This is a genomic window from Paenisporosarcina sp. NPDC076907 (assembly GCF_050269735.1).
Taxonomy (GTDB): Bacteria; Bacillota; Bacilli; order Bacillales_A; family Planococcaceae; genus Paenisporosarcina.
The window spans coordinates 188,716-210,721 of the sequence record NZ_JBNNIX010000004.1; the positions used below are offsets into that span (position 1 = coordinate 188,716).

The 22,006-nt window shown below is 40.3% G+C and carries 21 protein-coding genes; 9 read left to right on the forward strand and 12 right to left on the reverse strand.

Annotated elements, in window-relative coordinates:
* Window positions 1–110 precede the first annotated feature (110 nt).
* Window positions 111–1,259 (forward strand): nitric oxide synthase oxygenase, encoded by a 1,149-nt coding sequence (locus tag ACQKEV_RS14005; RefSeq protein ID WP_427447029.1) that lies wholly within the window; start codon window positions 111–113, stop codon window positions 1,257–1,259.
* Here ACQKEV_RS14005 and mreBH read toward each other — a convergent pair whose 3' ends face one another.
* From mreBH to ACQKEV_RS14020, 3 genes are all read right to left on the reverse strand, one after another.
* A complete protein-coding gene (mreBH, locus tag ACQKEV_RS14010; RefSeq protein WP_016429258.1) occupies window positions 1,260–2,267 on the reverse strand; it encodes a rod-share determining protein MreBH in 1,008 nt (335 codons plus the stop codon). It abuts the gene before it with no gap.
* Window positions 2,268–2,514: 247 nt separating this feature from the next.
* Window positions 2,515–2,655, reverse strand: coding sequence for a hypothetical protein (locus ACQKEV_RS14015; protein ID WP_427447030.1), 141 nt, complete (start codon window positions 2,653–2,655; stop codon window positions 2,515–2,517).
* 101 nt (window positions 2,656–2,756) lie between these two features.
* Window positions 2,757–3,989: an aminopeptidase gene (locus ACQKEV_RS14020; protein WP_427447033.1), complete on the reverse strand. Its 1,233-nt coding sequence runs from the start codon at window positions 3,987–3,989 to the stop codon at window positions 2,757–2,759.
* Window positions 3,990–4,161: 172 nt separating this feature from the next.
* On the opposite strand from ACQKEV_RS14020, the gene ACQKEV_RS14025 reads away from it, so the two are divergent.
* From ACQKEV_RS14025 to ACQKEV_RS14045, 5 genes are all read left to right on the forward strand, one after another.
* A complete protein-coding gene (locus ACQKEV_RS14025; protein WP_427447034.1) occupies window positions 4,162–5,256 on the forward strand; it encodes a carbohydrate kinase in 1,095 nt (364 codons plus the stop codon).
* Window positions 5,257–6,177 (forward strand): pseudouridine-5'-phosphate glycosidase, encoded by a 921-nt coding sequence (locus ACQKEV_RS14030; protein ID WP_427447036.1) that lies wholly within the window; start codon window positions 5,257–5,259, stop codon window positions 6,175–6,177.
* A 238-nt stretch (window positions 6,178–6,415) separates the two neighbouring features.
* Window positions 6,416–7,006, forward strand: coding sequence for an acetylglutamate kinase (locus tag ACQKEV_RS14035; protein ID WP_427447038.1), 591 nt, complete (start codon window positions 6,416–6,418; stop codon window positions 7,004–7,006).
* Between the two features lie 109 nt (window positions 7,007–7,115).
* The gene (locus tag ACQKEV_RS14040; RefSeq protein ID WP_427447039.1) at window positions 7,116–8,423 is read left to right on the forward strand and encodes an FAD-dependent oxidoreductase; all 1,308 of its coding nucleotides are present in this window, start codon (window positions 7,116–7,118) and stop codon (window positions 8,421–8,423) included.
* Between the two features lie 73 nt (window positions 8,424–8,496).
* Window positions 8,497–9,495, forward strand: coding sequence for a class I SAM-dependent methyltransferase (locus tag ACQKEV_RS14045; protein ID WP_427447041.1), 999 nt, complete (start codon window positions 8,497–8,499; stop codon window positions 9,493–9,495).
* A 16-nt stretch (window positions 9,496–9,511) separates the two neighbouring features.
* Here the strand turns inward: ACQKEV_RS14045 and ACQKEV_RS14050 are convergent, their stop codons facing one another.
* A complete protein-coding gene (locus tag ACQKEV_RS14050) occupies window positions 9,512–9,733 on the reverse strand; it encodes a DUF1128 domain-containing protein (protein ID WP_269926093.1) in 222 nt (73 codons plus the stop codon).
* A 144-nt stretch (window positions 9,734–9,877) separates the two neighbouring features.
* Here ACQKEV_RS14050 and ACQKEV_RS14055 point away from each other — a divergent pair, with 144 nt between their 5' ends.
* Both ACQKEV_RS14055 and ACQKEV_RS14060 read left to right on the forward strand, forming a co-directional pair.
* On the forward strand, window positions 9,878–10,288 hold the full coding sequence (locus ACQKEV_RS14055; protein ID WP_427447043.1) for a YtxH domain-containing protein: 411 nt from the start codon (window positions 9,878–9,880) through the stop codon (window positions 10,286–10,288).
* 15 nt (window positions 10,289–10,303) lie between these two features.
* Window positions 10,304–11,281, forward strand: coding sequence for a YihY/virulence factor BrkB family protein (locus ACQKEV_RS14060; RefSeq protein ID WP_427447044.1), 978 nt, complete (start codon window positions 10,304–10,306; stop codon window positions 11,279–11,281).
* A 13-nt stretch (window positions 11,282–11,294) separates the two neighbouring features.
* Here the strand turns inward: ACQKEV_RS14060 and ACQKEV_RS14065 are convergent, their stop codons facing one another.
* The 4 genes from ACQKEV_RS14065 to ACQKEV_RS14080 form a co-directional block, all read right to left on the reverse strand.
* Window positions 11,295–13,202, reverse strand: coding sequence for a heavy metal translocating P-type ATPase (locus ACQKEV_RS14065; RefSeq protein WP_427447045.1), 1,908 nt, complete (start codon window positions 13,200–13,202; stop codon window positions 11,295–11,297).
* Between the two features lie 151 nt (window positions 13,203–13,353).
* Window positions 13,354–14,895, reverse strand: a complete 1,542-nt coding sequence (locus ACQKEV_RS14070; RefSeq protein ID WP_427447046.1) for a fumarate hydratase — start codon at window positions 14,893–14,895, stop codon at window positions 13,354–13,356.
* 428 nt (window positions 14,896–15,323) lie between these two features.
* Window positions 15,324–15,509, reverse strand: coding sequence for an SE1561 family protein (locus ACQKEV_RS14075; RefSeq protein ID WP_016429246.1), 186 nt, complete (start codon window positions 15,507–15,509; stop codon window positions 15,324–15,326).
* A 329-nt stretch (window positions 15,510–15,838) separates the two neighbouring features.
* Window positions 15,839–16,222 carry an OsmC family protein gene (locus ACQKEV_RS14080; RefSeq protein ID WP_427447047.1) on the reverse strand — a complete coding sequence of 128 codons (384 nt, stop codon included), beginning with the start codon at window positions 16,220–16,222 and terminating at the stop codon, window positions 15,839–15,841.
* Between the two features lie 83 nt (window positions 16,223–16,305).
* Between ACQKEV_RS14080 and ACQKEV_RS14085 the strand changes: the two genes are divergently transcribed.
* Window positions 16,306–17,484: an MFS transporter gene (locus ACQKEV_RS14085; protein WP_427447048.1), complete on the forward strand. Its 1,179-nt coding sequence runs from the start codon at window positions 16,306–16,308 to the stop codon at window positions 17,482–17,484.
* A gap of 35 nt (window positions 17,485–17,519) precedes the next feature.
* On the opposite strand, the gene ypfJ is transcribed toward ACQKEV_RS14085, so the two are convergent.
* The 4 genes from ypfJ to ACQKEV_RS14105 all read right to left on the reverse strand — a co-directional run bounded on the left by ypfJ (window position 17,520) and on the right by ACQKEV_RS14105 (window position 21,900).
* Window positions 17,520–18,368 (reverse strand): KPN_02809 family neutral zinc metallopeptidase, encoded by an 849-nt coding sequence (ypfJ, locus tag ACQKEV_RS14090; RefSeq protein ID WP_427447050.1) that lies wholly within the window; start codon window positions 18,366–18,368, stop codon window positions 17,520–17,522.
* A 355-nt stretch (window positions 18,369–18,723) separates the two neighbouring features.
* The gene (gene rlmD / locus ACQKEV_RS14095; RefSeq protein WP_427447053.1) at window positions 18,724–20,097 is read right to left on the reverse strand and encodes a 23S rRNA (uracil(1939)-C(5))-methyltransferase RlmD; all 1,374 of its coding nucleotides are present in this window, start codon (window positions 20,095–20,097) and stop codon (window positions 18,724–18,726) included.
* Between the two features lie 51 nt (window positions 20,098–20,148).
* Window positions 20,149–20,952: a delta-lactam-biosynthetic de-N-acetylase gene (gene pdaA / locus ACQKEV_RS14100; protein WP_427447056.1), complete on the reverse strand. Its 804-nt coding sequence runs from the start codon at window positions 20,950–20,952 to the stop codon at window positions 20,149–20,151.
* 48 nt (window positions 20,953–21,000) lie between these two features.
* Window positions 21,001–21,900, reverse strand: a complete 900-nt coding sequence (locus ACQKEV_RS14105; RefSeq protein ID WP_427447058.1) for a TIGR01777 family oxidoreductase — start codon at window positions 21,898–21,900, stop codon at window positions 21,001–21,003.
* Window positions 21,901–22,006: the final 106 nt, after the last annotated feature.

A 22,006-nucleotide genomic window follows, 5' to 3' on the forward strand; every position in this document is an offset into this window, starting at 1 on the left:
CTTTTACGACACATTCTTTAGAAACAAGGAAATGTGTACCGTTTATCTTTTGAGTAGGTCATAAATATTCTCTACACTATAAGTATAAAGAAACATAAAGGATGAAAAATATGAACCTATTATTGCTGGATGAAGCAACTAAATTCCTTGTTCAGTATGGGGAAGAAAATGGGCTTTCCAAGGATACGATAATTGATCGACAACGTTGTGTCTCTGAGGAAATCAAATCGACTGGCACATATACACATACATTAGAAGAAATAACTTTTGGTGCAAAACTTGCTTGGCGAAATAGTACCAAATGTATTGGAAGGCTATTTTGGGAAACTCTCGATGTGTTTGATGCAAGGCATGTTAAATCACCTGATGAAGTAGCACAGTATTTGCATCAACATATTCAACACGCTACAAATGCAGGGAAAATCCGTTCTACAATCACCGTTTTTCCGCCACTTAAACAAAATGAACCACAAAAAGTGCAATTGTGGAGTCCTCAGTTGATTCGCTATGCAGGATATACATTAGCTAATAATGAGGTCATTGGTGACCCTGCATGTATCGAATTAACAAAGATTGCTCAGATGATGGGTTGGAAAGGTGAAGAGGGTTCATACGATTTGTTGCCTGTTATTTTTCAGTGGAATGATGAGGCACCAATCATGGTACCAATTACAAAAGAAGAAATTCTTGAAGTACAAATCGATCATCCTGTTCATCAAAACTGGGGTCCGTTAAATCTTCAATGGTATGCGGTGCCGATTATTTCTGATCGCTATCTTGAAATAGGCGGTTTACGTTATCCAGCGCCTTTTAACGGCTGGTATATGGAGACAGAGATCGCAGCAAGAAATTTTGTCGATTCTTACCGATATAACCGATTGAGGGACGTTGCGGAACATTTGGGGCTTGATACATCAAGTACGACAACGTTTTGGAGGGACAAAGCGCTTGTAGAGCTTCAACTCGCAGTGTATGCATCGTTTAAACAAGCAGGTGTACAGATTGTCGACCATTATACAGCTGCACAGCAGTTTCAAACGTTTCGTGATAAGGAAGAAAAGCAGCAAAGAGAAGTAAAAGGGGATTGGACTTGGCTTATTCCACCGATTTCACCGGCATTGACTCCGATATTTCATCAAGGAATTGTAAACGAGGAATTGACTCCGAATTTCTTTAAACAAAAACGATCGTCTTTATATAAAAAAATGAGCGAGATGACAGAATCATCTCGCTCACACGGTTGCCCCTATCATTTTTGATTAGCGGGCAACTTTTTGTATTTTATCCATCATAACCAATGAGCGACCTGTACCGATTGCTACAGACTCAAGTGGTTGAGGGGCAATATGAACAGGTACGGAAATCTCGTTAGATAACCATTCTTGCATTCCTTTTAATAGAGCACCGCCACCAGTCAATACAACACCTTGGTCAACAATATCACCAGATAGTTCTGGAGGACAGCTTTCAAGCGTTGCACGAATTGCTTCCAGAATAGAAAGTAACGATTCTTTCAAAGTCTCTTGAACTTCTACAGAACTGATTGTAATCGTTTTTGGAAGACCTGTCATGACATCACGGCCACGTACTTCCATAGTTTCCACTGTATGTGGAATTAATGCGTACCCGACTTCCATTTTAATTCTTTCAGCTGTACGTTCACCAATTAACACATTGAATTGTTTGCGGACAAAATGAATAATGTCTTCATCCATACGATCTCCCGCAACTTTGACAGTGTTTGAGGATACGACGCCACCAAATGAAATGATGCCCACTTCTGTCGTACCGCCACCAATATCAACAATGACACTTGCAATCGGTTCACTGACAGGCAGGTCCGCACCAATAGCAGCTGCTACAGGTTCCTCGATCAAGTGCACTTCTTTCGCTCCACTGTTTTTCACAGCATCATGAATGGCGCGACGTTCAACTGAAGTTGCGCCAGAAGGTGTACAAACCATAACGTTTGGTTTGCGGACAGAGCTTCCCATTTTTTTACCTACTTTTTTCATTACCATACGTAACATATCAGTTGTCACATCAAAGTCAGCAATAACTCCATCTTTCAATGGTCGAATAACTGTAATGGAACCTGGAGTTTTTCCTATCATACTTTTAGCTTCTTCACCAAAAGCAACAACTTGTCTAGTTTTTGTATCCACCGCTACTACCGATGGTTCATTTAAAATTATGCCTTTATTTTTTGTATATACAAGGATATTAGCTGTTCCTAAATCAATCCCTAAATCAATACCTGAAAACATGCAGATTCCTCCTTAAAACGGTTTGCTTCCTTAGTATAGAGGATTTTAGTGTGGATGCCATGTGGTACTTAATGGGAGTTATCATTTGTTGCAGTGATTACTGGGATAAAAGAAGGGGAGAGAGGACTATAAATAAGCATTAAGTTGCGCATTGTCACGTTGTTGTTATATCGATGTAGTGTAAATGTAAACAAAATGTTAAATCATAACAAAAAGCAATTGTCCGAGGACAATTGCTTTTATATGATTAATATTTTGTATCTGGTTTAGGATCGATTACTTCTGCATCGTGAGCAACTAGTGCTCTACCCAAGAAATGCATAACGAATTGACCAGTAATAGCCATGATAATCATAAAGCCAACTACAGTTAATATACCGAAAGTCATGAGAACTCTCCTTTCTACTAACCTATTTATTCAATAGTTATCAGTATACAGGAGGAAAGAGCATACTTGAAGGCATTTTGACGATTGTCAAAAATTGTTCATTAAATCGCCCAGTTACCTGCACGGAATACAGCTTCTCGCGTACCATCTTCCAAAATTCCGTCGATGTCCATTTTGTCAGAACCAATCATGAAGTCCACATGGGTAATGCTTTGGTTTAAGCCGTTCTCCGCTAGTTCTTCCTGGGACATCTTTTTGCCGCCTTCAAGACAGAATGCATAAGCGCTTCCGATTGCAAGGTGGTTGGATGCATTTTCATCATAAAGAGTGTTGTAGAAAAGTAATCCTGATTCTGAGATAGGGGAGTGGTGAGGTACTAAAGCAACTTCACCTAAATACTTCGCGCCTTCATCTGTATCCACCAATTGTTGTAATACTTCCTGACCTTCGGCTGCTTCCACTTTCACAATACGGCCTTTTTCGAACGTGATTTTGAAATCGTCGATGATATTTCCGCCGTAACTTAAAGGTTTAGAGCTTGAAACAACGCCATCAACACCAGTTTTCAAAGGCACTGTAAATACTTCTTCAGTTGGCATGTTTGCCATAAATGCATCGCCTTTTTCGTTAATGCTTCCAGCCCCACACCACAAATGGCCTTTAGGAAGTTCAATTGTAAGGTCAGTTCCAGGCGCCGTGTAATGCAATTTGTGATATTTTTTTTCATTTAAATAATCGACTTTTTCATGAAGAGTCTCATCATGTTTTGTCCAAGCTTCGATAGGAGATTCAACATCTGCACGTACGGCTTTGAAAATTGCTTCCCATAAAGCTGAAACTTGCTCTTCTTCGGCAACTTCAGGAAACACTTTTGCAGCCCAAGCTTTCGAAGGTGCTGCAACTACAGTCCAGCTGATTTTATCCGATTGAACGTACTGACGATATTTCGTCAACGCTGTTCCAGCCGCTTTCTGGAATGCGGCAATGCGTGAAGATTCAATACCTTTTAGTAAATCAGGACTAGAAGACATAACGTTCATAAATGCAGCGCCTTGATCTGCTAGTTGTTCACGTTCTTGAACTTTCCATGCTGGGAATTCTTCAAAAGATGCACTTGGAGCCATTTCAAATTTTGTACGTGTAATGACGTCATCTGACCAGTCTACATATACTTGCTTAGCGCCTACTTCATAAGCTGTTTTCGTCAATAAACGTACAAATTCCGGATTGTCAATTGATGCTGCAATGTACAAGCTTTGTCCAGGTTGAATGTTAACGCCAACTTTGACAGCTAACTCTGCATACTTCTTTAATTTCTCATTAAATGATGTCATTTTAATTTCTCCTTTGAGATACAGTCTGTTTCTATAGTAGCAATATTCGAAGCAGTAAATCAATTGCAATATTCGTGAGACGAAAGAATTTTGCGATTTTTTTAAAACTTCGGATTGCAAACTCCATTACAAAAGTTTATATTATAAACAAATGTTTAAAAGGGGTGATGTGATGAATGAAAAAGAGCAGGCAATCATTGATCTGATTCGCCAAAATCCATTTTTATCCCAAAAAGAAATGGCGGATACATTGACCATTTCAAGACCAGCTTTAGCCAATTTAATATCCGGATTAATTAGGCAAGGAAAAATTGCAGGTAGAGCTTATATTTTGCCTGAAGAACGAGAAATTCTTTGTATTGGAGGAGCCAATGTCGACCGTAAATTCCAACTGCAACAACGAGTGCAACTAGGAACATCCAATCCTGCGAATGCGATTGAAAGTGTTGGAGGCGTTGCACGGAATATCGCAGAAAATTTAGGGCGCCTTGGACATAAAGTGCGTCTCTTCACAACTGCAGGTAAAGATGCAGATTGGCTAGCAATTGAAAGCGCTTCCCAAAGTTTTATGAATTTACAATCCATTGAACAGCTTCCAAATCACACAACAGGATCCTACTCAGCAATCCTGGATTCTTCTGGCGAGTTGATATTGGCAATTGCCAATATGGATGTTTATGAAGATTTGTCACCTGCATATCTGAATAAACACGAACTTATCTTAAGTGGGGCGACACTTATAGTCGTTGACTTAAACTGCCCAAAAGAAACGGTCCAATTTCTTCAAAAATTTGCTTCTGATAAACAAATTCCTTTAGCAATCGTACCTGTCTCGTCACCCAAAATGAACAGATTACCTGACGAACTGCACGGTGTCACTTGGATAGTTTGTAATGTTGGTGAGGCTGAAACGTATTTAGATACGAAAATTGAGTCGAGTGAAGCTTATCAAGAAGCGGTCTTGGCACTTATTGCAAAAGGGGCAAAATACGCCGTCATAACAGCAGGAAGCAAAGGTGTTTATTTCGGTTCTGCTGGAGAAGGTGTTGTTCATGTGCCAGCGATAAAAGCATCATCCATAGTAGATGTCACTGGAGCAGGTGACGCGTTTGTCGGGGCAACTCTTCATGGATGGCTAGATGGTTTGTCTATTCATCAAGCGATTCACACCGGGTTGCTGAATGCTGCTAGAACCCTAGCCTCTCCATATACAGTAAGAACTGAACTTTCAGCAACACGTTTAACACAGGAAATGGAGGAATTATAAATGAAACAGTACATATCGTATTCACCTGAAGTTAAAGAAGCATTGGAAACTGGTAAAGCGGTTGTTGCGTTAGAGTCGACGATTATTTCACACGGGATGCCGTATCCTCAGAATGTCACGACAGCTAAAGAAGTGGAACAATTGATTCGGGATAATGGAGCTGTTCCGGCTACGATTGCCATTTTGGATGGTCAAATCAAGATTGGTTTATCTGACGAAGAATTAGAAGTGCTTGGAAATAGCCCGGACGTTGCAAAGGCTTCCCGTCGCGATTTGCCTTACTTATTGGCAACCAAACAAAAAGGGGCTACTACAGTAGCGGCGACCATGATCTGTGCGGATTTAGCTGGCATTCGTGTATTTGTGACAGGAGGAATAGGCGGGGTACATCGTGGTGCTGAAACAACGATGGATATTTCAGCCGATCTTGAAGAGTTGGCACAAACCAATGTGGCAGTCATTTGCGCAGGTGCGAAATCGATTTTGGATATTGGCCTTACTCTAGAGTATTTAGAAACGAAAGGTGTCCCGGTGGTCGGCTATCAAACAGATTCATTACCGGCTTTCTATACGCGTACGAGTCCTTTTGCTGTGAACTTCCGTGCAGATGATGCACAAACAGTAGCAGCCATGTTAAAAGCTAAATGGACATTAAACTTAAATGGTGGAGCAGTCATTGCTAATCCAATACGTGAAGAAGATGCAATGGAAGCTTCTTTTATAAACGGTATTATCGAAAAAGCGTTGGCGGAAGCAGATGAAAACGGCATTTCCGGTAAAGATGTCACTCCATTTTTACTTGGAAAAGTGAAAGAATTGACGGAAGGGAAGAGTTTGGAATCAAACATTGCCTTAGTGAAGAATAATGCCGTTGTTGGTACAGGTATTGCAGTGGCTTATCAAAATTTAATTAATGAATAGTTTGCTAGAGAGCCTTCCATGTGAGGGCTTTTTTTGTTGAGTTTGGTTGAAGAAAATAGTGAATGGGAATAAAGAGAAGTTGAGACGGAAAAAAGGGATGGCGAAGGGGAATAAAACGGCTGCGAAAAGGTAGAAACCCAATCGAATAAATATAATGATTAAATTGTTGTACCAAAATTCGGGAACTTCAATCGCCTATCTCGAATACCTTACAAAGAAAACAATGGGAGGTAATGTAATGTATCAGAATTTCAATCCATACGTTGGCCAAGTCGATCCTTGTCTAAGCCGTGCAGAACTGGAATTGCGTAATACGATGCGTTTACTATGGTCACAGCATGTTTATTGGACAAGAGCAGCCGTCATCGCTTTGATTAATGATTCACCTGATCTCGATATGGTGCTAGCAAGATTGTTGCGTAACGCTCCAGAAATGGGAGATGCACTCGTTCCTTTTTACGGGAAGGAAGCGGGTGACCGATATAGTGAGTTAATAAAAGAACATTTGGTCCTTGCAGCGGATTTGGTGAAAGCAGCCAAGGCAGGGGATACGAAAAGCTTTGAAGCCATTGATAAAAAATGGTACGCCAATGCGGACGATATTGCTGAATTTTTAAGCGCGATCAATCCGTTTATTTCAAAACAGGATATGCAGGAAATGATGTATAAGCATTTGGAATTGTTGAAAACGGAGACGACTTATTTGCTACAAAAGAATCATACAGCTTCCATTAACACATTCGACCTCGTTGAATTACAGGCACTCCATATGGCAGATGAGATTTCAGAAGCAATCGTCAGACAGTTTTCCTGCACTCCTTATTATTAATATTTAATAAGTCTAAGAACACCGTTCAATATAGAATGGTGTTTTTTTATATACTCAAAAGTTTTGCATATCAGTATTAGAGGAACTTAATAGGAAGGAGGGGATTCGCATGAAGACGGACGTTTTTATTACTGGTGGAGGGATTGGCGGGTTAACACTTGCTTTAAAGCTTGTACGAGCTGGCATTGATGTTGTAATGGTTGAAAAATTACCAGGTAAACAACCTGTTTATAAAGGGGAATTGCTGCAACCAAAAAGTATGCAAATTTTTGATGGCTTGCTAGTGTATGACGAAGTTGAATCGAATGCCCAGATTATTGAAGTTCTCGATTTAGTTGAACTGTCGAAATCATTGAAAGTAAAAGAACAGTCGTTTATGGATTACACCGTCATCCCCGGTAAATATAATGCAGCGTTTATGATACACCATGAAATATTAAAGAAAATCATACGGCAAGAAGCGGAGAAATACCCAAATTTCCATTATTTTAATGGGGCCTCATGTAAAGAAATGGATGTCACGACCGCTACGGTTCAAAAAGGCAAAGAACAATTTAAAGTGGAAGCGGAATTTTTCATAGGTGCAGAAGGAAGAGCTTCGGTCACACGCCAGGCCATGGGAATAAAAGTAGATCCAATCAAATATAATCATCACTTTATTACGGTCACTTTCCCAAGACCTACAAATTTTGTCGGCGGGCAAATATTTTCAAGCTACAATCGATTTTTAGGGCTATTTCCTTTACCTGACGATCAAGTGCGGTCCGTCTACTTAATACCAGCGGGGGATTATAAGAAAATTAGAGAAAAGCCAATCGATCATTTTCATAAATTGTATACAGAACTAGCGCCTTCCATAGATGGCTATGTTCAAAAGCTTGAAGACTGGTCGAAAATACAGTTGATGATTCCCATCATGTATCATGTGGATTCTTATGTGAAAGGCAATAAAGCGATTATCGGTGATGCTGCACATGCGGTTCATCCTATGGCAGGTGAAGGCATGAATATGGCTATTCAGGATGCTGATATTTTAGGAGAACTGTTGGTGGATATGTACAAGACTTCTTCATTGAATCCATCGAATCTGAAGCATTACGAAAATGTTCGAATGGAACGCTCGGAATATCTGATTCAATTAAGTCATTTATCCGCCTTGGCCTATTCATTTCCTTTTCAACCAGTCAGTTGGCTTCGAAGTAAAACTTTCGAACGAATGGAAGAAGACCCTGTCCTGCATTTCAAGCAAATGCTAAATGTTTCTGGGTTAGGGATGTGGAAAGAGTCTGTTCGGGACCGCTTTATTCAAGGAGGCGTGATGCCGACCAGAAAGAAAGAGCTGCCAAATGACAAAAAAGAAATGAAGCTTTTTTCGGCGGAAGATGATTATCCGTGGAAGTGGAAAGGACTGTCGTAGCACATCGAAAGGTTTATAGATAAAAACGAAGGTGTATGTAAATAAAAGAGATAAAAATGGGGAGGTATATACGATGATTGATGTGATGAAGATGTTTACAGCACGAATGTGGATGAAAAGAAATGTCCCATTTTTATATTCCTGGCATGCATATGTAGGGTATGAACTAGACTTATTTAAAGCATTCGAACGTGGCGTGACGGCTGCAGATGTTGCAGATGCTTATCAAGTGGATGAACCATTGCTTAATCAATGGGTTAATGTTGGCGTGTCAATTGGTCATTTAAAACCATTAAGCCGAAACCGATATAAAACGGGTCCGATGTGGAAACTTCCTCGACCTAAAAACGAATCTTCTTCAGGTGTTATCTTAAAAGAAATGATGGAATTACATATACCTAGTTTGCTTACGTATCCAGAGATGATGCGCAAGAAGACACGAAACCATTTTGATGAAGAAAAGCATGCAGACACAGTTGCCCAAACGAGTCGGTTACTGGAAGTCATTGCGTTGCCGAAAATTGCGAAACTTCTTAAAGATCATGACACACAAGACGTGCTGGATATTGGATGTGGAGAAGGTGGTTACATAAAACGTTTAGCTGAACGTTTTCCGAATTCCAGTTTCAAGGGTATTGAAGTGAGTGATTCAGTCGCTAAAACAGCACAAAATTTAACGGCTTCACTCGATAATGTATCCATTGAACAAGGTGATCTTTGGGAATATGAACCGACTCAGAAGTATGACTTAATTTTAATGAACAATATTATTCATTATATCCCACCAGAGAAACGACAGGAGCTATTTAACCGTTTGACTGAGTGGTTGAATGACGATGGTGTGTTATCCGTTATTACACCGATTTCAGGTGGCCAGGAAAGTCCGCCATTTGTCGCTGCATTCAATAGTTTCTTCCATTCATTTGAAAACTTGCATCCTTTACCACATAAAGAGCAGTTGGAAGAGTGGGGAACTGAAGCAAAATTAACTTCATTAGGCATACACACTGTGATCAGAGAAGGAAGCTGGTATGCTGTTCAATACAAAAAAACCTCTAGTCCACAAGACTAGAGGTTTCATGTATCAATTATTTACGTAATGATCCCAATTCAGATGCGATGGCTTGCATTTCGCTTGGGCTGAATGTATCACGCTTCATGACCATTGTGTACAAATAGTGTAAATCTTCATATTGTGAGTCATCAAAATGCTCAGATTTCATAGCATCCACGTTAACCATACGAAGTTTTTCTTTTATTTGTTCAATCATGTATTCCACATTTTCTTGTGATGGTTGAGTCAAGTTCATTTGGGATTCCTGCCTTTCAAACAATATGATTAATCATTTCACGGGACAGAAAGATTGTCAAATCCAATACAAATGTTGTTTTAATGAGGAGAGAGTTGGGTATATTAAAGCACAATGATTATTACTACTTAGGAGGTTTTTATAATGAATGAAAGTAAATTATTTAAAGGCATGGTTGTTGGAGCATTGGCAGGAGCGGGAATGAGTTTACTTGATCGTGCGACACGTGAAGAGGTTAAATATAAGTTGAAAACAGTATCTTCCGACGTGAAATATTACTCGAAGAACCGTGAAGACCTTAGAATGAAATTACAGGAAACAGCCGATAAACTACAAACGGTTTACAATCAGTTTTCCCAAGATGCTCAATATTTATCAGGTAAAGTGGAAGAGCTGAAAACGTTGACACCACAAGTGAAAACGTTGGTTGTTGATACGAAAGAAGCTTTTGAACATTCTAAAGAAGAATACAAAACAATTGTAAAAGACGGAGAAGATGAATTTACGATGCCAGTATTACCTGAGCATGTATACGAAGAGAAAAAATTCTCTTAAGGAAGGAACGATGGCATGGCTAATGAAGATCGACCAATTCAACCTAGAGGTAGTCAAAACAAACGTTCTTCATCGAGTTTTTTAAGCAAATTGAAATTAATGCAATTTAAAAAGAAAAACAAAGAACCTAAACATCCTTTTGATGTCACGACATCAAAAGGATTCTTTCAAGAGTTGATGGCACGCATTCAGCATGTCGATGTAACGGCTCTTGGCGCACAATTGGCTTTCTTCTTTTTATTAGCGTTATTTCCTTTAATGATTTTCCTGGTGACATTACTGCCGTATTTAAATTTACAAGAGGACCAGCTTTTTCATATTTTGCGTACATATGCCCCGGACGATGTATACAAACTGATTGATGGTACCTTAGATGAAGTTCTTAGCGACCGCAATGGTGGCTTGTTATCAATCGGGATTCTAGCAACCATTTGGTCAGCTTCAAACGGGATGAACGCACTGATTAAGTCGTTGAATCGTTCGTATGATCTTGAAGAAACGAGACCTTTCATTGTTGCAAGAGCGATATCCGTCATATTCACTTTATTACTTATTATGTTATTTGTTGTAGCACTTGTTTTACCGATTTTTGGAGAACAAATCGGCACCTTTATATTCTCGTATCTTGGCTATGAACAAGGATTCTTGACCGTCTGGAATAATATTAGATGGACCATTCCACCTGTCATGATATTTGTTGTATTCATGTTGTTATACTGGATTGCACCGAACCGCAAATTGTATTTAAAGAGTGTCATACCTGGTGCAATCTTTGCTACGCTAGGATGGATTCTCGTATCTCTGGCTTTCTCTTTCTATGTTAGTAGTTTTGCAAATTACTCTGCTACTTACGGAAGTATCGGTGGAATCATCGTATTGATGATGTGGCTCTATTTCTCCGGAACTATTTTAATGGTTGGGGGACAAATTAACGCGGTAATGCAGCAAAGAAAAGAAAAATCAGCTATGAAAAAAGCAGGAGCTGTCGTTTAGACGCTCCTGCTTTTTATATGTTTCGATTGAGTAGACGCAAACTATTCAGAATCACGAGAATCGTACTGCCTTCGTGCCCAATGACACCTAAAGGTAAATTGATGACTTGAAAGAAATTGCTGATAATTAAGATGAAAATAACCGTAATTGAGAAGAAGACATTTTGCTTAACAATTCGATTCATTTTACGGGACAACTGGATCGCATAATTAATCCGAGCTAATTCATTTTTCATCAGAACAACATCGGCAGTTTCCAGTGCAACGTCCGTTCCTTCACCCATAGCAATTCCTGTTGTGGCAGTTGCCAAAGCAGGGGCGTCATTGATGCCGTCGCCAACCATTCCGACATTCCCGTATTTTGAGAGAAGTTCTTTCATATGGCTTACTTTTGTTTCAGGCAAACATTCCGCAATATAATGGTCCACTCCCGCGTCCTCTGCAATCACTTTGGCAGTTCGTTCATTGTCGCCCGTCAGCATGATGGTATAAACGCCTGATTCACGTAATAAAGTGTTGGCTTCCTTCGCTTCTAACCGAACTTGGTCTCTTAATGCTGCAATGGCAATGATTCCATCGTCATCAGCAGCAAAAACGACGGTCTTTCCTTGGTTGGCCAAGATGGAGGATATGCCATCATGAAATTCATTCGCTACATCGGTGCCGACGAAACTCGGTTTTCCAATCTTCCATTCCATTGAGCCGACCATAGCTTTTATACCCCAACCAGGCACATCTTTCATATTTGAAATGGGGGATGTAACGATTCCCTGATCTAAAGCAAATTTAGTAAATGCCTGTGCAAGTGGATGTGTTGATTGTGATTCAATACTTGCCCAAGTCGTAAGGACTGAAATGTCATCCATTCCATCACGAACAATAAAATCGGTAACTTCGGGTTTTCCTTGCGTAAGTGTCCCCGTTTTATCAAGTGCAATTGCTTTCATGGAACCGACATTTTCTAAATGCACGCCGCCTTTAAATAACAATCCATTTTTCGCACCGTTGGAAATGGCCGAAAGGGTTGCTGGCATTATTGAAGCAACTAGTGCACAAGGGGAGGCCACGACAAGCAATACCATAGCCCGGTAAATAGTCGTTGTCCAATCCCAGTCAAATAGAAAGTGGGGAAGAAACATCATAATTCCCACAGATATTAGAACGATTTTTACGTATCTTCCCTCAAACTTCTCAATAAATTGCTGAGCTGGTGATTTTTCGCTTTGTGCCGACTGTACAAGTTCAATAATTTTTTGGACGAGCGATTCACTGCTTGATTTGTTCATTTCGATAGTCAGAACACCATCTAAATTAACGGTACCGGCAAATAAATTGTCGCCAGCATGTTTTGATACTGGAATGGATTCCCCACTGATTGCGGCTTCATCAACCGAAGAATTTCCATTAATAATTATGCTGTCTACGGGAATTCGTTCACCAGGTTTAACAAGTAGTCGGTTTCCAATTTGCAAGTCTTTAACAGCAACCCGCTTGGATTGACCGTTTGCATCCAGAAGCCATGCTTCTTCAGGTTGTAACTTCATTAATGCAGTTAATTCGCGTTGGCTTTTATTCATCGTGTACGTTTCCAATGCGCCACTTAATGCGAAAATGAAAATAAGGACAGCGCCTTCGGTCCAATAGCCTATAATCGATGAGCCAATTGCGGCAAAAATCATTAGGAGCTCAACGTTTAATTCTTTCTGGCGAACGGTGTGTAAAATGCCTTCCTTAGCCTTTGCATACCCGCCAATCAAAAAAGCGATTAAATACAAAGATATGGATAGGGAACTTTCCTCACCTTTACCAACAAACCAAGCGATTACAATCAGTAAACCAGATAGAAGTGCTGCAATTAATTCGGCATGTGGCTTAATCCGACTGGTCAATATCGTTGAAATATTGTGTTCTATTGCTTCCATTTACATTCCTCCTGATAATGAAATTCAATATCACAGTCCCTAAAATGTACGAAAAGCTGGCACTCCCATAGGGAATACCAGCATTTATTAGAATATTTATTAATTTATAATCATTATAACATAGAGGTTTGCAAACGGGCAATCAAATGAATTATTTATATACAGGATCGCTATATTGAGCTAATTTTTCAAGTGATGATTTGTCCACATCAGCATGTAAGCTGTTGCCATGCGAATCCATTGTTACAACTGCTGTAAAGTCTTCTACGCGTAAATGCCACATTGCTTCAGGAATTCCGAACTGCATTAAATCAACGCCTTCTACGCCTTTTATACAATCCGCATAGTATTGAGCAGCTCCACCGATTGCATTTAAATATACGCCACCGTGTTCATTAAGTGCTTCAAGCGTTTTTGGACCCATGCCGCCTTTACCCATTACAGCGCGGATACCAAATTTCTTCATGATATCGCCTTGATAAGGCTCTTCTCGAATGGAAGTAGTCGGACCAGCGGCTTTAATATGCCATTTTCCTTCGTCGTCTTTCAAAACAACCGGACCACAGTGATAAATAATCTGGCCATTCAGGTCCAGTGGAGCATCATTTTCAGATAAATATTTATGGATTGCGTCACGGCCTGTATACATCATGCCGCTGATTTTTACAACATCGCCGACTTTTAACTGGCGAATTTCTTCTTCACTGATAGGCGCACGCAATTCCACAATACGAGAAGCTGCTTCTTCAGCAGACTGGTCTGCACCTTGGTCTTTGAACTCAACTTTTTCGCCTTCTTGGTATTGCCATTCGTTGATTTCACCAGTTGAAGGGTTAATGTTAATCGCCAGACGACGGTAAGCCCAACAGTTGTAAGCTACGGAAACAAAGAAACTTGCCGGGATACGGTGCATGACACCAATCTTACAACCTAGTAAAGTAGCTTCTCCACCAAAGCCCATTGTGCCAATGCCAAGTGTATTGGCTTTTTCTACAATGTATTCCTCAAGTTCAGCCAATTGAGCGTTAGGATTCACATCTTCTACAGAACGGAATAATTGTTCTTTCGCTAAGTCATATCCAGAAGAACGGTCGCCGCCGATTCCGACACCAATGAATCCTGCTGAACACCCTTGACCTTGTGCTTGATAAACAGAGTGAAGAATACATTTGCGAATGCCATCCAGATCACGTCCAGCTTTGCCGATTCCTTCAAGTTGAGCAGGAAGGCTGTACTGAATGTTTTTATTTTCACATCCGCCACCTTTTAGGATCAGCTTCATTTCTATGTAATCTTTTTCCCATTGTTCAAACTTCACAACTGGTACACCTTCGCCCAAGTTATCGCCACTGTTTTCACCGGTTAAAGAATCTACTGCATTAGGACGTAGTTTACCATTTTTCGTGGCGGTTACCATTGCACGTTTGATTGCCGCTTTTATTTCGAGTTGGTTAACGCCAATTGGGGTTTTGATTTTAAAAGTAGGCAACCCAGTATCCTGACAGATAGGGGAAACGTTATCGTCCGCCATTTGAATATTGTTGGTAATTGTATCTAAACTCATCGCAGCGCGAGTGCCTGCATTTTCTGCTTCTTTTGCTTTACGGACTGCACGACGAACGTCTTTCGGTAAATTTGTTGACGTTTCAGTAATTAAATCATATATGCTTTTTTCCAATGTTTCTAAATACATGTGTGTAGACCCCTCTCATACATTGCTTAGTCATAATTCCATTTTTCATTATACTCTTTTCGGTTGGCTAAAAAAAGGAGTGGGTATCGTTTGGAAAGGAGGGGATTAAAATGATTTGTAAGATTGAATGGAAGGAAATTGTGTATGAATAGACAACAGAGATAGGGAAGCTCACATAAAGAAGGAAGAGGGGCTTGGATGAATTAATGCTAAAGAAGGTATTGGAGATCGAATGAAGTTGAAAAAAATGTGAATGGACGAAAAGAGTTCACGACTGGACGAAAATCGCTTCTGACTGGACGGAAAATGGGACTGACTGGACAGAAACAGATTCTGACTGGACAAAAAACGTTCGCGCAAGAACTAAAGCGGCTTTTCTAAATAGACATAAAAAAGAGAGTACCTATAATTAGGCACTCTCCGTAAAATCATTCTGGACGGTTTTTAAATTGTTCCATCTTTTCTTCTAAGTCGTCCATCATCGCAATCAAGCGATCAATATCTTCAAGTTCAGTCGTTTCTGGTTCAATTGAATCTAATACTTCTAAGAAAATGTGAAGGCGTTCTTTTAAGTATGTGACTTGTTGGTCTTTATTTGAAATTGACTTGCCCATGTGAGCCACCTCGCTTTACACTTACATCGTAGCCCATATGCCATGAATTTTCAACTGTCAGTAGGACTTAAGAGATATTTTAATATTTAATGTATTTTGAATATTTACAAAAGTTAATTAACGTGTTAAAGTTAACTTACTTCAACAAGAGAGGGGAGGCCGTAGTGAATAGTCGAAACCAATCAATCGGTTAGAAGGAGGGGGTTCGAACATTTCACCGGCACAATAGCCGTGAATCGATTTATGAATACTCAATTGGATATTAGTGATATTTAGAAGGCTCAGCCAATCATCTGTTCGCAGATCATCGACTGAGCCTTTGACATTGTCTATATAAGTTCAAACGTTTCCACGACTTCAATTGATTGGTCAACAGAACGAACCATTGAACAATTTTTCTTCGTCAAGATCATTGCTTTTTCCACTTTTGCTTCTTCAAGTTGATTGCCTCTCAATTTGAAATGAATATGCACTTTTTCGAGCCGACTTGCTTCCTCGGGGTTGCGTAACACTTCCAATACTTCGATTTCCATATCCTCAATCGGCATGCGCATTTTCTCGCACACTTTTCGCAGGACTCCTCCACTACAACCTACAAGGGAAGATACCAATAATTGATATGGTCTAAATCCTTTTGTTTCATCACCCGAGATTGTTAATTTTCCAAACTCCAACTCTGTCTCTAAACCATGTTCTGTCATCACATATTTCAACGCTAATCCCTCCTATATGATAGAATTGTACCGAAACTTGGTTGGAATGAACATGATTTCAACCCGTACGCAGGAGGTCCTTCATGAATCAGTTTACAGCTTTAGAAAAAAGAAGATTTTGGATATTGGTGGTCATTGTTTCGATATCAGGCTTTTCCCAAGGAATGTTGTTACCACTCATATCTGTCATTTTCGAACAAGATGGACTTTCTTCATCATTGAACGGCTTGAATGCAACCGGTCTATATATCGGAACGCTTTTAATTTCTCCGTTTATGGAACAGCCGCTTCGCAAATTTGGTTACAAGCCAGTTATCATGGTCGGTGGAATATTGGTTTTTATGTCATTGCTATTATTTCCATTATGGAAAAGTGTAATTTTCTGGTTTATACTTCGATTATTTATTGGAATAGGGGACCATGCACTCCATTTTTCGACTCAAACATGGATAACCAGCTTTTCACCCCAACAACGCTTAGGACGTAATATCGCTTTGTACGGTTTGTCATTTGGGATTGGTTTCGCAGCAGGTCCTTTATTTTTACCGCTTGTCTCAATTTACGAAGGCTTGCCGTTTATCATATCAGGGATTTTATGTATGTTAGCATGGTCACTCGTCTTGTTCATCGATAATGATTTTCCTGGGCATATGCATGAAACATCCACCATGCGAGGAACATGGGCACGCTTTGGCGCAACAATCGGTTTTGCATGGGTAGCTTTTATTCCTCCGTTTAGTTACGGCTTTTTGGAATCCAGTTTGCATGCGATTTTCCCTGTTTATGCGCTTCGCAGTGATGTCAACGTATCCATGGTTTCCATCATATTAGCTGCATTTTCAACGGGAGGAATTCTATCACAGTTACCTTTAGGTGCTCTGAGTGATCGAATCGGTAGAAAGAAAGTGGTGTTACTTTCGTTATTTGGCGGCGCATTTTCCTTTAGTTTAGCAGCGCTTTTAGAGAATAATGTATTGACACTGATCGGTGCATTTTTACTTGCAGGATTATTCGTCGGCTCCACATTTTCACTTGGGATTTCTTACATGGCTGATATGACGCCTAAAGCCTTGTTGCCGACAGGAAATTTACTATGTGGCATTTTCTTCAGTATCGGGAGTTTAACTGGACCATTTTTGGGCGGAGTGTTTCTTGAATACTTTGAAGGCTTCAGCTTTTTATGGCTCATTGCCATATTTTTGTTAACATTAAGTATATTAAGTTTAGTAAAAACGAAAAAACAGCCTGTCCAATCGATTTGATATCGAAGGACAGGCTGTTTTCAGTTAGTAGGCCTTTATAGATCTTTTGCTTTAAACGTGTCACCGTCTTCAATTGTTCCTGCTTCATATCCTTTTTTGAACCATTTCATGCGTTGCTCTGAAGTACCATGTGTAAAACTTTCCGGCACGACATAACCTTGCGTTTTCTTTTGAATATTATCATCGCCTACTGCACTTGCTGCTGTAATCGCTTCTTCGATATCTCCAACTTCTAAATATCCTTCGCCTTCTGCGTAATGGGCGAAAACGCCAGCATAATAATCGGCTTGCAACTCAAGTCGAATTAAATATTGATTAAACTCTTCTTCGCTCATTTTATTGCGCAGTGCCATTACTTCTTTGTTTGTACCTAAAAGGGTTTGAACGTGGTGACCTACTTCATGGGCAACAACATAGGCCATTGCAAAGTCACCAGGGGCTTGGAATTTCTTATTCAATTCTTCATAGAAGCTTAAATCAATGTAAAGTTTATAATCTCCCAGACAATAAAATGGTCCAACAGATGAGCCAGCAGCGCCACAAGCGGATTGGACTTGACCATTGTAAAGAACCATGACTGGTTCCTGGTATTCAGTCCCAGCCTCTTTGAAAAGCTCGCTCCAGACAGTTTCGGTATCTGCCAGAACTACGGAAACAAAGTCAGCCAGTTCTTTTTCCTGTTCGGTTTCTTCGTAAGTTCCAGTTTGGTTCGTATCGTTTCCTTGGATATTATTCAGAATGTCGCCAGGACCACCGCCACCTAATAACGTCATAATAATAACGATAACAAGACCAATTCCACCGCCGGCAATTCCTATTCCACCGGCACCCATTCCTCTGCGATCTTCAACATTCGCACTTTGCCCTCGACCTCTCCACTTCATAGCAATTCCTCCATCTATCCAATTTAGCTTTTTTCTTTTTCGTAACTTATTGTCTTTATTCCCTAGAATGAAAAATAATAATCCTTCATTTTAAACAAAAAGAAAAAGCACGCTCAATTTGAGCATGCTTTAATATGTCTAAGAATATCTTCTATCCTTCGCGGATAAATAAGCTTCTTGAAAAGATGTTTTTGAGGAGGAGTCGCTGCAAGTCAGAGTTAATTACATCCAGTCCCAGTCATCTTTACCGCAACCCCAATTAAATGGCTTCTAACCCCAGATATCCTCACTGCAACACCAATTAAATGCTATCCAACCCCATATAAAACCGTTGCAACTCCAAATAACCTACAAGTTATTTTCTCTCCAACAACGTAACGCTCTCGATTTGAGCCGTTTGAGGGAACATATCGACAGGTTGGATGTAAACAATATTGTAAACCTTACGTAATTCGCTTAAATCTTTCGCTAACGTAGATGGGTTACATGACGTGTAGACAAATCTCTTTGGTCGCACGTTTAAAATCGTGTGCAACAAACTGTCAGCTAAGCCAGTACGAGGTGGATCCACTGTTAGGACATCAGGAGAAAATCCTTCACGACTCCAAGTGGCAAGCCATTCTTCAGCAGTTCCGGTTTCGTAGGTTGCATGTGTAAATCCATCTTTCTCTGCGTTTTTCTTAGCATCGTAAATACTATCCGCAATGATATCCATTCCTCGTACTTCTTTTGCTTGATCGGCTAACCATAATCCAATGGTTCCTACACCACAGTAGGCATCTACAACGGTTTCCTGACCTGTAAGTGCTGCGGCAGATTTAATCTCGTTATATAAACGAACGGTTTGAGCCGGGTTCAATTGGAAGAATGCACGGGCTGATAGATCAAATGAAAGTTCGCCTAATTCTTCGTGCAGTGTTTTCTTGCCATGAAGAACTATCGTACGTTCACCAAAGATTAAAGATGTTTGTTTCGGATTGACATTTTGGACAATCGAGACAATGGCAGGATCGATCTCTGCCAATTTATCGATGAGAAGTTGGCGCTTCGGCATTTCAGCAAGTGTAGTTACAAGTACTAACTGAATTTCACCGGTTTTAATACCAGTCCTCACAACAATGGTACGCACCAGACCATTACCAGTTTCGCTGTCGTAGATCGGTATTTTAAGCTTTTCGAGAATTCGTTTTACTGCATTCGTCACAAGCGTTGTATGTGGGTGTTGTACGATACATTCATCGATATCGAGTAACTGATGTGTTCCTTCCGCAAAAAGACCAGCTTTTACTCGCTTGCCATCTTTACGTACCTGGAATTGACTCTTGTTTCGGTAATGCCAAGGATTTTCCATGCCGATTGTCGGTCGGACTTCAATATCGTTCGCTATGTCTTTTACGTAACGTTCAAGTGATTGAACAATCATGTCGCGTTTTTCTTTCAGTTGTTGTTCATAAGTCATATGTTGTAATTGACACCCGCCACAAGCTTCATAAACGGGGCAGGGTGGTTCTTGACGGTGAGGTGAGGCTTTGCGGATTTTAAGAATAACCGCTTCAGCAAAATTGCGCTTGACTACCTGTACTTGAGCGGTCACTTCTTCTCCTGGAAGGGCCCCTTTAACGAAGACGACATTGCGCTTATAATAGCCAATGCCTTCTCCATTAATGCCAAGGCGTTTGATGGTCAGCGGGAATTTTTGGCCGACTTCGATAATGTTTTGTTGAGACAAATGGTTTCACGTCCTTTACTACTGGTTTCTACAGTATATAGGACAGACGAGTTAATGAAAAGACAACGGGAATTCAGTTGCTTCATTGACCAATGCGTTTAACGATGAGAATGTATAGCCTTTTGCTTTTGCGTCACGAATAAAATCAGGTAATGCCGCGGCATTATCTGGAGAAACCGTATGCATCAATATGATTGCCCCAGGATGAAGTTGACTCATCAAATGGTTATAAGCATATTCCTTACCTTGTGGTCGATCAGCGTGCCAATCAACAAACGCGATTGACCAGAACATATGGCGATAGCCGAGTTCATTTCCATAGGCAAGTAATTTTTCACTGAAAACCCCTTCAGGTGGGCGAGCAAAGCGTGTTTTCTTGACGCCTGTTTTTTCTTCGAGAATTCGATCGAATTTCTGCCACTCTTCTTTCATTCGTTCTTCAGATAAATTGGCCATATTCGGGTGACCATATGAATGGTTTCCGATTTCATGTCCTTCTTTCACCATGCGTTTTACTAGGTCCGTAGCGCTTTCTACATAATGACCTGTCAGAAAAAATGTGGCAGGTGCTTTTTCTTTTTTCAAAGTATCGAGAATAGAAGCGGTATAGCCATTTTCAAAGCCGTTGTCGAATGTCAGGTATAGGATTTTTTCGTCGGGAGAACCTTTGTAATAAGCACCATATTTTTTTAGGAGCTCGTCAAATGCACTTCCAGCTTGAGCTTGTTTTTCTTGTTTTGATTTTTGGAATCCCCAAAATAGAGATTCTGCATCTACTTGAAATGGATTCAACAAGATGCCCAAAATTAATATTGCACAAGAGGCAATGATGCCTACTGTATGTTTCCATATCATAAAAAACGCAACCTTTCTTTTCAGATAGGTTGCGTTGTCTCAATAATCTTATGCATAAATATTTTCAAGTGCCCGATACAAATCAGGATAGGTGAATTTGAATCCATGCGTAAGTAATTTATCAGGAATGACTCTTTGTCCCTCCAATACAAGTTGACTCTTGTCGCCAAGTACAAGTTTCAATGCGATGGAAGGTACAGGAATCCAATGAGGTCGATGCAATACTTCCCCCAAAATCTCCCCAAAATCATTCATTTGCTTTGGATCGGGTGCAGTTAAATTGAATGGACCTGTAAAATCTTCATTCTCAATGACATATAGAATTGCTTTGGCAACGTCAGCTACATGAACCCAAGAAACCCATTGCTCTCCTGTTCCAACTTTTCCGCCAACACCCATTTTATAAGGCAATGCCATAAGAGGAAGAGCACCCTGGTCTTTTCCAAGGACTATGCCGAACCGTCCAGCAGCCACACGTGTTCCTAATTGTTCCGCTTCAGTTGCTTTACTTTCCCAGTCCTCAACGGTTTTTGCGAGGAAATCCGACCCGCGAGCCGAAGAGTGTTCGGTATACGTTGCTTGTTCAGATGGAGGGTAAATGCCAATTGCGCTTGCATTCACCAAGACAGAAGGTTTGGTTGACACTGCTTTAAAAATACGCAGAACTTCATCCGTTGCTTTCATTCTGCTATCATAAATTTTTTGTTTTTGTTCCGGCGTCCAACGTCCTTCATTTATAGAAGCACCAGCTAGATTGATCCATGCATCCATTCCATCCAAATGTTCTTCCGGTTTGGCCCCATCTGCAAGCCACTTAATCATATGTACCGAGCCGTCCGATTTTTTATCGGAACGCGTCAAAATATACACTTCATGACCTTTGTCAGTTAGTTGCTTTGTAATTTCCTGCCCGACAAATCCACTTCCTCCAGTAATCGCTACTTTCATTTATGATTCCTCCTTTATATAACCTATTAGATGTATAATACCCTTTCTTCCATAAGTGTACGCAAATGAATGTGCCTCTAATTACGTGTATACTTGAACAATGAGG